9 protein-coding genes and 1 tRNA gene are annotated in these 12,094 nt (G+C 61.9%); all 10 read right to left on the bottom strand.

The features are described 5' to 3' along the window. Positions 1-834: 834 nt before the first annotated feature. The 10 genes from ACESL9_RS08705 to ACESL9_RS08750 all read right to left on the bottom strand — a co-directional run bounded on the left by ACESL9_RS08705 (position 835) and on the right by ACESL9_RS08750 (position 11,957). A tRNA-Ser gene (locus tag ACESL9_RS08705) sits at positions 835-924 on the bottom strand. Positions 925-998: 74 nt separating this feature from the next. Further along, entirely contained in the window at positions 999-1,715 is a 717-nt protein-coding gene (locus tag ACESL9_RS08710; protein WP_372614931.1) for an alanyl-tRNA editing protein, read from the bottom strand. After that, the gene (locus tag ACESL9_RS08715) at positions 1,712-4,174 is read right to left on the bottom strand and encodes a DUF3772 domain-containing protein (RefSeq protein WP_372614930.1); all 2,463 of its coding nucleotides are present in this window, start codon (positions 4,172-4,174) and stop codon (positions 1,712-1,714) included. Before ACESL9_RS08715 ends, ACESL9_RS08710 begins: the two co-directional genes overlap by 4 nt. Further along, positions 4,171-5,214: a cysteine synthase A gene (locus ACESL9_RS08720; RefSeq protein ID WP_372614929.1), complete on the bottom strand. Its 1,044-nt coding sequence runs from the start codon at positions 5,212-5,214 to the stop codon at positions 4,171-4,173. Before ACESL9_RS08720 ends, ACESL9_RS08715 begins: the two co-directional genes overlap by 4 nt. A 57-nt stretch (positions 5,215-5,271) precedes the next feature. After that, positions 5,272-6,420, bottom strand: a complete 1,149-nt coding sequence (locus ACESL9_RS08725; protein ID WP_372674726.1) for a gamma-glutamylcyclotransferase — start codon at positions 6,418-6,420, stop codon at positions 5,272-5,274. A 22-nt stretch (positions 6,421-6,442) separates the two neighbouring features. Next, the gene (locus ACESL9_RS08730; protein WP_372614927.1) at positions 6,443-6,883 is read right to left on the bottom strand and encodes a TrgA family protein; all 441 of its coding nucleotides are present in this window, start codon (positions 6,881-6,883) and stop codon (positions 6,443-6,445) included. Positions 6,884-7,020: 137 nt separating this feature from the next. Continuing rightward, complete coding sequence (locus ACESL9_RS08735) at positions 7,021-8,433, bottom strand: cryptochrome/photolyase family protein (protein ID WP_372614926.1); 1,413 nt, start codon at positions 8,431-8,433, stop codon at positions 7,021-7,023. Positions 8,434-8,481: 48 nt separating this feature from the next. Continuing rightward, positions 8,482-9,702 (bottom strand): aminotransferase class V-fold PLP-dependent enzyme, encoded by a 1,221-nt coding sequence (locus tag ACESL9_RS08740; RefSeq protein ID WP_372614925.1) that lies wholly within the window; start codon positions 9,700-9,702, stop codon positions 8,482-8,484. A 149-nt stretch (positions 9,703-9,851) separates the two neighbouring features. Then, the gene (locus tag ACESL9_RS08745; RefSeq protein ID WP_372674727.1) at positions 9,852-11,501 is read right to left on the bottom strand and encodes a BCCT family transporter; all 1,650 of its coding nucleotides are present in this window, start codon (positions 11,499-11,501) and stop codon (positions 9,852-9,854) included. A gap of 39 nt (positions 11,502-11,540) precedes the next feature. Continuing rightward, positions 11,541-11,957, bottom strand: a complete 417-nt coding sequence (locus ACESL9_RS08750; protein ID WP_372614923.1) for a universal stress protein — start codon at positions 11,955-11,957, stop codon at positions 11,541-11,543. Positions 11,958-12,094 lie beyond the last annotated feature (137 nt).

Consider the following 12,094-nt stretch of genomic DNA (forward strand, 5'->3'; position numbering starts at 1 on the left):
CGCAAAATCAGCAGCGTTCTACGAGGACACTCATTCGGCCCACGATCCGGGTCCCAATCGAGTATTACCCGAACGCTGGCGACTGAGTCGCGTGCGCTTGGCCTCAACCAAAACCAGCCAACCCATGGCTTATGCCATCGACCACTGTGCCGTCGCGCGCGTGGCATGGCTACCGCATGGCCCTGTGAGGGAGAACCAAGATGGAAAGGAAACACGTGCGCGATCAAGCCCCTCGGGCCGCGCCGATTCAAACCCCCGAAGAGCTACCCAATCGACCGCCAATCACCGCGGCGGTGACGCGATCAGAACCGGTGATCGGCGACTGGGTCGAGACTGCGCGAGGGGAAGTGGGCCTGATTACTGACCTCTGCTCAAGTGTCCTGGGCACTGTTGCGGAGGTGTGTGTTGGGCGGTGCTACCGGGAAGTGCCTATTCGGGACATCAGGCGGAAACTAGACGAGCTTTCCGCATCGACTGAGTAGCCCCGAGGCGAACTTCTCTTGGTTGTGATCAACCATCTCAGCTACTCGGAGACCACCAGAACATCTTCCGAGTGCGCCTCCTGCATGTTCGGTCTCTGTTTCGGTCGATAGCGATGGAAACGGGGCGCGCAGTTTTGGCGGGGTTGCGATTCAGGTCATTGAAAAGGCGGGGAATTTTTCGACCGAACCGAAATCGGCGCGGTTCGCCCGACCAGAGACCAGAGGGCATTCAGAGACGGAAATCGCTGTGTCCCCGCGTCTCAGCGGTTCGCACCCATGCGGCAAACCCCTTTGAAAACAGGGGAAATTCGCCGCCCCATGGGCGGTCTGGACGGGTTCGCAATGGTGATGGTGGCGGAGCGGAAGGGATTCGAACCCTCGAGACGGTTTCCCGCCTACACACTTTCCAGGCGTGCGCCTTCGACCACTCGGCCACCGCTCCGACGACGGGTCTATCCAATATTGCAGGGGGGCTGCAAGGGGCTAAACCGCCAGATGGCTCGCTTTGCGCGCGGATCAATCGAGATGGACATGTACCCGACGGTTTTGTTTGCCCTTGTTCTCGAATCGGGAGATGCGTATACGGCCGATTTCTGCCGTGCGAGCAACGTGCGTGCCGCCGCAGGGTTGCAAATCAATCTGGCGGTTGGCTTCCCCGATACGCACGAGACGAATCCGCCCAACCCCGCGGGGGGGACGCACCGACATCGTCTTGACCAGTTCTGGCTGGGCATCCAGCGCCGCCGCGTCAATCCATCTATCGGTGACTGGTGCATCGCTCTGGATCAGGTCGTTGAGTGCCTCTTCAAGCGCCACGCGATCCTCGGGCGGTTCGGGCATGAGGAAATCCAGCCGCCCCCTGTCGGCCCCGATCTGCCCGCCCGTCACCGGCAGCGGCAATACGACCGAAAGGAGGTGTAGTGCCGTGTGCACCCGCATGTGGCGATGACGCCGCTCCCAGTCGATAACTTGTTGCACCTCTGTTCCGACCGCCGGCAGAGCGTACGGTTCGGCGGGGACGAGCGCAATCTCCCCCTGCCCTGCCTTCATCGCAGTTGCAATACGAGTCGCGCCGTCGTCCCAATGGATCGAGCCGCTGTCGCCGGGCTGTCCACCACCGGTCGGGTAGAAGATCGACCTGTCGAGGATGATTCCGCCTTCTTGGGTGTGTCCGGTCACGGTCGCAGTTGCGTCGCGCAGATAGGCATCATCTTGAAACAGGTGGTCGGTCATCGTCCGTCTCCGTCTCCGCCAACACCCGGGTCCCCGTCGTCCATGTCGCTTTCATGAAGGTTCGAAAGATCGGGACGATCCGCGCGTCGACCGGGTTTCCGATCATCTGGCGCAGGGTCGTGCGAAGTCTCGGCCGGTCGTTCCGGCCCGCCGCCCAGAACCTCCGGGTTGCGCAGCCATACATCGCGCTGCGCAAAGGGAATCTCGATCCCCTCATCGGCAAACCGTTTCGCAATCTCGTGGTTCATGTCCGACTTGACGGTCAGAACCCAGTTCACATCTCTCAGGATGGCGCGGATCTCGAAATCGAGGCTGCTCGCGCCGAACCCCTGGAACACAACCGCCGGGGGCGGATTCAACAGAACCATGGGATGGGCTTCGGCGATCTCGCGCAGCATCGCTTCGACCTTGCCGGTATCAGTGCCATAGGCCACACCGATCGGAACGATCACCCGCCCGACGGTATTGCCGCGGGTATAGTTCGTCACAGTGCCCGACACCAGATCGGCATTGGGCACGATCACGTCGGTGCGGTCGAAGGTCTCGATCCGGGTCGAACGCACGGAAATGTCGCGCACATATCCCATTTGGCCGCCAACCTCGATCCAGTCACCTTCGGAAATCGGCCGTTCGATCAGCAGGATGATGCCCGAGACGAAATTGGACACGATGTTCTGAAGCCCGAAACCGATCCCGACAGACAGCGCGCCGGCCACGATGGCCAGAGAACTGAGGTCGATGCCCGCCGAGGTGATGGCGATGATCGCAGCCAGAAAAATGCCGACATAGCCAAGCCCCGACACCAGGGCATTCTGCCCGCCCACATCCATCCGCGTCTTGGGCAGAACCGTGTTTCGCAGCGTGCCCTGCAACAGCCGGGTGATCGTGTACCCTGCAGCGAACACGATGGCAAATGTCAGGAAATCCACCGGGCTGATACGCGTCTCGCCCAACATGAATCCGCTATTGACTTGCGTCCAGAGCTCGATCAGCTCGGTCGAGCGCGCGCCCCAGATCATCGCAAGGAACGGAGCCGCCGCCAGGCTCAGCACAAACCCGGCCAGCACCGGGACCAACCCGTCTCGCCCCTCTTCACCAACGCCCGAGAACAGAACCCAAAGCTCGGCAACAAGGCGTTGCAGGATCATCACGAATGCCAGCAGGAGCACCGATGACAGCATCGAGAAGGTCAGCGTGCGGGCAGCCTCGAAATAACCGCCAAGTGCCAGAAGGACGCCGGCAATGGCCACTGCCTGCAAGGCCCGAGCCAGCAGCAGCAGCAACTGGTCGATATATCCCGGCGTTGCCGCGTCGTCCTCGGCGATCCTGGCGTGATTCTGTCGCAACAGCCGGGCGAGGCGCCACATCAGCAAACCGCTCAGAACGATCAGAGGAAAGGTCACGACCGCGTTGGTCGCCGGCGTCCAGCCCTCATAGGTCGAAATAGGCCTGACCAGCATCGAAAGTCCCAGGACGAGGCCGATAAGCCCCCCCTCAAACCGACCTTCACGGCGCCGTTCCGCTGAAAGCTTCAAGGGAGGGTCGTCAAGGTCGCCTCGCGGGAAGACACGCAAGGCAATCCACATCGAAACGATGAACAGATATCCGGCCGGTCGCAGCGCCGACAAAAGCTGTTCGCCTCGCAAGCCGGGCAGACCCGTTGAATACGCAGCCTCGATCAAGGCGGTAAAGCCCAACAGCATGACGAGCGGTTGCCCAAGGGAGGCAACGAATCCCAAAAGCCAGCGGCTCCGGCTATCGCTGTGGTTCTGAATGCGGACTGTCAGTCGACTCACCCATTTCCAGCCCTGTACGAGCAAGACCGTGCCGGCGATCAGCAAAAGAATCGACATCGGCAACCGGCTTTTCGTCATTTCGCGCTGAATCGGATTTTCCCATGCGCTGCGCCACTCCTTGCGCAGGTTGGCAAAGGCAGTGTTGAGCTCGCTCAGTGCGGGTGCCCAGTGCAACGGGTTGACCGGCAAGGGCCCGCGCTCCAGCAACTGTTGCGACTGACGATCACGAATGATCGCGTCGATCCCCCGGATCAATCCATCAGCCCGCGCATGGGCGATCTCGGCGGTTTTCACCGGGGCTTGAAGCTCGGCCAGCCGCGCGTTCAGTTCGCTCCTCGATTGGGCAATCTCGGTTGGTTCTTCGCCGTCTTCAGGGGGTGACCCCAGCGCGGCAAGCTGTTCACGGGTCGTGCGGATACGCGCCATGTTGGTTGACTGCGCGTCCAGAAAGCGCGCCCGCCATTCGGCGAGTTCCATGCGCAGACTTCCCAGTGCCGCATCCGAGGCCCGTCCTGCTTCGACCGCCGTTTCGGCGCGCTCTGCGATGCGCTGCCATGCGTCGTAGTCGATCGACTGTTCATCGGTCTGCTGGGCAACGCCGGGCAATGCCACAAGGCACAACATCAACGTCAGCGAGAGCAGGAATGCACGCACCTTGTTCATTCCTCGACAAACACCACCGGAACCTCTTTGGGTGCGGTGGCGAACCATCCCGGCACAGGCAGACCCTTTTCCCGCAGGAAATCCGGGTTGTACAACTTGGACTGATAACGTGTGCCGTAATCGCACAGGATGGTCACGATGGTATGGCCCGGCCCCATCTCGCGCGCCATGTGCACCGCTCCGGCCACGTTGATTCCGCTCGACCCGCCCAGGCACAGCCCCTCGTGTTCCAGGAGGTCAAAGACGTAAGGCAACGCCTCCTCATCCGGCACCTGATAGGCCATATCGGGCGTGAACCCCTCAAGATTGCGCGTGATCCGCACCTGCCCGATACCCTCGGCGATCGAGCTGCCCTCCATCGCGATCTCCCCGGTGGTGTAATAGCTGTAAAGCCCCGCACCCATCGGATCGGCGATGGCGATCTTGACACCCCTGGGCTGAAGCGCTTCGGCTACACCGGCGAGCGTCCCGCCCGACCCCACGGAGCAGACGAACCCGTCGACCCCGCCCTCGGTCTGCGCCCAGATCTCGGGGCCGGTGCCTTCAACATGCGCCTGACGGTTGGCCACGTTATCGAACTGGTTGGCCCAGATCGCGCCCTTGGGTTCGCTCTGCGCAAGGCGTTCGGCCAGACGGCGCGAATAATGCACGAAATTGTTGGGGTTGCGATAAGGCGCAGCCGGCACCTCTACAAGCTCGGCCCCCGCCAACCGCAGCATGTCCTTCTTCTCCCGGCTTTGCGTCTCGGGAATCACGATCACTGTCTTGAACCCCATCGACGCACCTACCAGCGCCAACCCGATACCGGTGTTGCCCGCCGTCCCTTCGACGATGGTGCCACCCGGCTTCAATTCACCCCGCGCCACCGCATCGCGGATGATGTAGAGCGCTGCACGATCCTTGACCGATTGCCCGGGATTTAGAAATTCGCATTTGCCCAGGATGGTGCAGCCGGTTGCCTCGCTTACCTGCCTGAGGCGGATCATCGGCGTGTTCCCGACAGCCTGTGAGAGATCCTGAGCAATCAGCGGAATGGACATGGGGGCGCTCCTTGACATGGCTTGCTCAATCAGGTGTAGGCCCTCACGCTTGGCAACTCAAGCAATCGGTTGGTCCGTTGCGGCGACCCTCAACCGGGGCCTCTCTCGTTGCAACCAAAGCAGCATAAGCACAAGGGGTGCCACATTCGCCTCGCCGCTTTCCATCAGTGTGATGGCCTCGTCGAACGGCAGAAGATGGCTACGTATATCTTCCTGTTCTTCTTCGGCGCCACCATGCCCAGCGGCGTCATCGGGCAAATCTGTCAAGCCCACAAAGCAGTTGAAGTACTCGCTCGAATTCCCCGGCGAGGCATAGAACGCTCCGATCCTTTCCAGATTGCCCATGCGTAGCCCGGCCTCCTCAACCGCTTCGCGTCGCGCCGTGAGTTCGGCGCCTTCTCCCGCCTCGATCCGCCCCGCAATCGGCTCGAGGAGCCATGGCAAGCCATCCCCCCTTGCATAAGGTCCCATGCGAAACTGCTCGATCAGCATCACCCGGTCGCGAACCGGATCGTAGGGCAGAACAAGCGCCGCATCCCCGGATATGAAGACCTCCCGGCTGATCCATTCGCTCATCCCGCCGGAAAAGAGGGGGTGTCGCAAACGGTAGACGCGCATCAGGAAGAAACCGGCGTGGCTTATCTCGGCGGCCGCTTTCTCCACGCATTCACGTCCGATCCCGCAGCGAAGGGTCGCTGGTGCCGGATGTGCCTCAGCCCGCGCGCGCGCGCCTGCACGCACTAAAATCATATCATGACGATCTGCAACCTCCCCCGGCGAACACTTCCCGAAATACTCCATCATCTCTCTTGCTGCGTGCTTTGCCACCGGCCAGCATTCGCCAGACCATTTGTCCAGCCTCCAGTCCGCACCTGCCCGCCACAAACCTGGCCGCGGGAAATAGGCCATTGCCACAACCGGCCCGCTATCGGTTTCGACCGTGACATCACGCAGATCATACCCGAACCCCAGTTCATAAAAGTTGAGCCGTGCGGCCACAGCGTCTCGCACATCGCGCAACAATACACCTTCGCAAGAGGCGCCATGGTGCTCCTCTATCAGTGGGAATCCCTGCCCCTCGACCTCTGCGACCCTGTAACCGGAAAGCCGCGCCGTGACGGGATCAAGAAACTCAAGGTACTGCCCTGACACGAGTTCCAGAAGCGGCGCATGCCGCAACGTGCCGTAGAGAAAGATGCTGGTCATCGTAGCCTTGCGCCCCTGCAGTTCAAGTCCAGCGGCGATGCACGAACTCGCTCACAAGCCCAGCTAGGAAGCCACCCACGAATAATGTCGCCAGGATATGTACATGCAGGAGGTTCGCCCCGTAGTCGATCCCGAGCTGGAAGACATCCACCACCGCTTCTACAGGTCCACCATATCGCCGGGAGAGGGCAAGGCGGAGCATTTCGTTGAAAGCCTGAACAAAAAGCGCCCAGAAGACCATTGCTGCAACGCCTGTCAGACCGATGCTTAGCGATGTGACATAATCGGTTCCCAAACGGCCGCCGATCACGACCCAGCCGCAAAGCGCGGCTATTCCAAGATTGACCAGCCGAAAATACCCGAACTGCGTCTCCGGGGGCATCACGGCGATCACCTGTTCGGAAACGATCCATGCAATCACCATCAGGCAGAACGCGGCAATCAGTCGGGCGGTGGTCGGCATCGGCTCCCGGTGTCCATGATGACCCTAATCGGCATCAGCTTCCGCCATGACCGGACAGGGCGCAAGGGGCGAGGTACAGATTCTGGATCTCATAAACCAAACAGTCACACTCTGGCCTGCGACGCGAACCTCTGGGCTCACCGGCTTCTATCATAAGCCGCCAGCGCCCGTTCGCGCCCTGCTTTCAATTCGATCAAGGGTGTGGGACGCATGTCGCCGGGCGCGAGATTCCAGCTTTCGGGTATCGCCTCAAAGAAGCTCAGCGCCGTTTCGGTTGGCTGCGCCTGCCCCTCGGCGAGCCACCTGCGCCGGTATTGTCCTTCGGGGTCGAATTTCTCGGCCTGCATCTCGGGGTTGAAAATGCGGAAATAGGGCGCCGCATCAGGCCCCGAGCCCGCCACCCATTGCCAACCCATCGCGTTGTTGGCCGGGTCCCAGTCGGTTAGACACTCCTCGAACCATGCCTGCCCCTGCTTCCAATGCACCAGCAGATGCTTGGTCAGGTACGAGGCCACGATCATCCGCGCGCGGTTGTGCATGTGTCCCGTCACATACATCTCGCGCATCGCCGCATCGACGAAATCGACCCCTGTTCGCCCCTGCTTCCAGGCTTGAAAATGCGGATGCTCTGCATCCTCGACCCATGGGAACCCGTCCCAACCCTCGCGCCAGTTGGCGATAAGGATATGCGGCGTGTGGAACATCAGGTGATGGGCGAAATCGCGCCACACGATCTGGCGCAGGAAGGCTTCCGCCCCCCGATTGGCCTTCTCGCGCGCCGCCATCCCTGCGGCCCATACCTGCCGGGGCGAAACCTCGCCCAGCGCGAGGTATTCCGACAGGCCCGACGTCGCGTTTTGCGCCACCATGTCCCGCCCGTCGCCGTAGCTCACCAACCGCGCCTCGATGAACTCGCTCAGCCGGGCCGCTGCCGCCGCCTCGCCGGGTTTGCAGTGGCGCGCGACCACCTCGGCGCCGCGCCGCATCGCCGCGCCCAGCGCCCAATCATCGAGAATTTCGCCCCGCGGCCAGCCTCGCGGCGGCGCGAGACGCGGCACCGGCAAGGGCGTACCCGGATCGCGCCCACGCACCGCCTTCCAGAAAGGGGTATAGACCTTGTAGAAGCCGCCGCTCCCGGTTTCGACCGTCCACGGCTCGTGCAAGAGATGCCCGCCGTGGCTCTGCGCCGTGATTCCATCCGATCGGAGGGCACTCTTGATGTCGCCGTCACGCTCCCGCGACACTGGATCGTAAAGCCGGTTCCAATGCACGGCATGCGCGCCCGTCTCGGCGATCACCTCGCGCAGCACGTCGAGCGCCGCGCCCCGGCGCAGGATCAACCGGCTGCCCCGTGCCTCGAGTGCACGCTGCAATTCCCGCAAACCCTCGCCCAACCGCCATTTCGGCGCGGCCCCGAGCCCGTCCATCTGCACATCCCGGATGAACAGCGCGATCACCGGTCCACTTTCGGCCGCCGCGCTCAGCGCCGCATTGTCGCCCAGCCGCAAATCCCGTCGCACCCACCAGATGCACGGCGTGTTGCTCTCCATGACATTAACCCCGCTTTCACGCCGTTACGCCGGCCCGACGGACCCGGATCACAATTCGCGTTCCAGCGCCTCGATCAGGCGGTCAACCTCCTCGGCGCTGGTGTAATGCACGAAGCTTAGGCGCAACACGCCGCGCTCCGGCGCCACCCCCATCGCTTCAAGCGCGCGCAGCGCGTAGAAATCGCCGCCACCCGCCATGATGCCGTGCCCGGCCAGCCGACGCGCCACCTCGATCCCCGGCTCACGCAGCGCCACCGCCACCGTGGGCGCACGACCCTCGGCCCGATCCGGCCCCAACAGGCGCAGATCGTTGCGCGCGCGCAGCGCATCGAGAAGCGGTTGCAACAGCCGCACCTCATGCGCCCGCATCATGTCATGTATACCGGTGGCCCGTTCCGCCGGACCACCGCCAATCCCGTGATGCTCGGCCAGGACGTCGATGTAATCGGCCATCCCGGCACAGGCCGCCACCTGCGCGTGATCAGGCCCCGCAGGCGTGAACCGCTTATAAAGTGTATCGGCGTTGAAATAATGTGCCTGGTTGGGCAGTTGCTCTCCAAGCGCGCGCCGGATCACCATGATCCCCTGATGCGGTCCATAGGTCTTGTAAGCCGAGAACAGGTAGATATCCGGTCCCAGTTCCCCAACATCGGGAAACCCGTGCGGCGCATATGACACCCCGTCGACACAGACAAACGCCCCCGCCGCATGGGCCATGGCGGTGATCTCGGTCACCGAGTTTACCTCGCCCACCACGTTTGAACAATGTGGAAAACACACCAGCCGGACGTTCTCATCGAGGAGGTTTTCGAGCGCCGAGGGATCGAGATGCCCGCTCTCCGGGTCAATCTTCCATTCGCGCACCTCGATGCCCGCTTCGGCCAGCCGCCGCCACGGGCCGGTATTGGCCTCGTGATCCTGGTCGGTCACCACGATTGCCTCACCCGGTTTCATCCATTGCCGGACCGCCTGCGCCAGGACATAGGTGTTCTGCGTGGTCGATGGACCGAACGAAAGCTCGTCGCTCTCGATCCCCAGCATCGCCGCCAGCCGCGCGCGCGCCTCGTCCATCTCCTCACCGCCCAGGCGGCTGGCCTCATAGGGGCCATAAGGCTGCACCTTGCGTTCGCGATAGAACCGCGTCAGCCGGTCGATGACGAACCGCGAGGTGTATGACCCGCCCGCATTCTCGAAAAACCCCTGCCCCGCCAGCGACGGCACCTCAAAGGCGGGAAATTGTGCCCGCACGAAATCGACATCCAGATCCATCTGTCACACCCCTCGAACATTTGGGCCTACTCAAGTTGAAAGCCCAGCCAGACACAAGACCCCGGCCCTTCATCTTGCCCAAAATGCTCATAGAAAAACAAAAGGCCCCGCGACATGCGCGGGGCCTTTGCTCGTTCTTTCTGACAGGCTCAGCGCTTCTCGGCGCGCAGCCCCATGATGATCGCCACACAAATCGCCAGCAGGATGATCGTGAACGGCAATCCGGTAGAGATCACCATCGCTTGTAGCGAGGTAAGCCCCCCGCCGATCAACAGGGCGATCGCAACCAGCCCTTCGAAGGTGCACCAGAACACGCGCTGGCTGACCGGCGCGTCGATCTTGCCGCCCGCGGTGATCGTATCGATCACAAGGCTGCCGGAGTCCGACGAAGTGACGAAGAATACGATCACGAGAACGATACCGATCGTCGAAGTGATCGCCGTAAGCGGCAGGCTCTCAAGCATCGCAAAGAGAGCGACCGAGTCGTTGTATTCGGTGATCACGTTCGCGATAACCCCCGAGGTTTCGGGGTTGTCAATCATGTCGTTGATCGCGGCCCCGCCGAAGACAGCCATCCAGAAGATGCACACGATGCTCGGGATGATCAGCACGCAAGTCAGGAATTCGCGCACGGTCCGGCCCCGGCTGACGCGAGCGATGAACATGCCCACGAAGGGCGACCAGCTGATCCACCAAGCCCAGTAAAAGGCAGTCCAGCCATGCAAATAGCCGGTGTCTTCACGGCCATGCGGGTTGGACAGCGGAAGAAGCTCCTGCGCATAGGCACCCAGCCCCTTGACGAACTCGGTCAAGATGCCGACCGCCCCGGCCGTGAACAGCACGAAGAACAGCAGCACGAACGCAATCGACATGTTGATCTCGGATAGAACCTTCACACCGCCATCAAGGCCGCGAAGCACCGAAACCAGCGCCACCGCCGTGATGCCGCAGATCAGGATCACCTGCGTCGTCACACCAAGCGGAATGCCATAGACATATTCAAGGCCGGCATTGGCCTGTCGCGCCCCAAGGCCCAGCGACGTGGCCAGACCGAACAGCGTGGCAAATACCGCCAGCGTGTCGATGACATGTCCGGTCCAGCCCCAGACCCGCTCGCCGAAGATCGGATAAAAGGCCGAGCGGATGGTCAACGGCAAGCCCTTGTTATAGGTGAAGAGAGCCAGCGCCAACGCGACAACGGCATAGATCGCCCAAGGATGTAGCGCCCAGTGATAGGACGTGGCGGCCAACGCCATCCGCCGGGCTTCCTCGACATTGCCCGCGATCAGCGCACCATCCTCATCGAACGGCCGCACCACGCCCAGAGGCTCGTCACCCCACGGCGTACCGAAGTAATAGGCCGGCTCCAGAACGCCAAAGAACATCAGGCCGATGCCCATGCCTGCCGCGAACAGCATCGCGAACCAGCCGATATAGCTGTAATCCGGCGTCGCATCCGTTCCGCCAAGGCGCACCGATCCATAGGGCGAGATGATCAACAACAGGCAGAACACCACAAAGATGTTGGCCGCCCAGACAAAGAACCAGTCGAACGTGCTGGTTAGCGCCGGACGAAGCCAGCCAAAGAAATCCGCCGCCTGCTGCGGCGCGATGAGCGCGTAGGCCGTGAACAGCACGACCACCAACCCCGAGATCACGAAAACGGGGTTGTGAATGTCGAGTCCGAAGGGCCCGATCCTGGGTTGTATGTTGTCCTGACCGACCTGGTAGTCGGTCTCGATGATATCCGAATGGCCTTCCGGCTCCGGGATACCCTGGTCTGTCGTTTCCTCGGCCATTTAACGGCCTCCCTTGTCTTGTTTTCCCTCGATCCTGGTTCAGCCGCGCACGACCATGACGGAACATTTGGCATGCTCGGCAAGCTTGCCGCCATTCGATGGCCAGATATAATCCATCACGTTGGGCATATGGCTCTGCATGACCACCAGATCGGCACCGGTCTCCTTGACTGAACGCAACAGCGCATCGTCGAGGTCGGTGGTCGGGTCATGGCTGACCACGGTGTACTCATGCGTCTCGATACCGTGGCTCTTTGCCTGTTCCTGCGCGAACTCGGACAGCTTGGCCTCGTATTCCTTGGGGTTGTGTCCCATGGCCCCGGGCGTGGCCGCGGTCACCCCGACATAGGTCACCTTGGCCCCGTAATGCTTGGCCAGATCCGCCGCGCATGTAAGCGCCCGTTCGAGGTCTGATAGATGTGCCAGATCGACCGGCACCATGATTCTCGAAAACACGTCTCTCCCTCCATTTCGGCGCGAAAGAAGGCTCTTGGCGGCCTCTGTAGCAGCAATGGGTGACCCCGTCTTTCGCGCACATTCGGTTTCGGGGGTCCGCGATGGGTCCGCGGGATGCCCCTTGGAACGTCACCCTA

Source organism: Aquicoccus sp. (assembly GCF_041686535.1).
Classification (GTDB): domain Bacteria; phylum Pseudomonadota; class Alphaproteobacteria; order Rhodobacterales; family Rhodobacteraceae; genus Aquicoccus.

Bases quoted from the DNA above. Each gene is read 5' to 3' on its own strand.
- ACESL9_RS08710 (WP_372614931.1), bottom strand. From the start codon at position 1,715: ATGACCGACCACCTGTTTCAAGATGATGCCTATCTGCGCGACGCAACT.
- ACESL9_RS08715 (WP_372614930.1), bottom strand. From the start codon at position 4,174: ATGAACAAGGTGCGTGCATTCCTGCTCTCGCTGACGTTGATGTTGTGC.
- ACESL9_RS08720 (WP_372614929.1), bottom strand. From the start codon at position 5,214: ATGTCCATTCCGCTGATTGCTCAGGATCTCTCACAGGCTGTCGGGAAC.
- ACESL9_RS08725 (WP_372674726.1), bottom strand. From the start codon at position 6,420: ATGACCAGCATCTTTCTCTACGGCACGTTGCGGCATGCGCCGCTTCTG.
- ACESL9_RS08730 (WP_372614927.1), bottom strand. From the start codon at position 6,883: ATGCCGACCACCGCCCGACTGATTGCCGCGTTCTGCCTGATGGTGATT.
- ACESL9_RS08735 (WP_372614926.1), bottom strand. From the start codon at position 8,433: ATGGAGAGCAACACGCCGTGCATCTGGTGGGTGCGACGGGATTTGCGG.
- ACESL9_RS08740 (WP_372614925.1), bottom strand. From the start codon at position 9,702: ATGGATCTGGATGTCGATTTCGTGCGGGCACAATTTCCCGCCTTTGAG.
- ACESL9_RS08745 (WP_372674727.1), bottom strand. From the start codon at position 11,501: ATGGCCGAGGAAACGACAGACCAGGGTATCCCGGAGCCGGAAGGCCAT.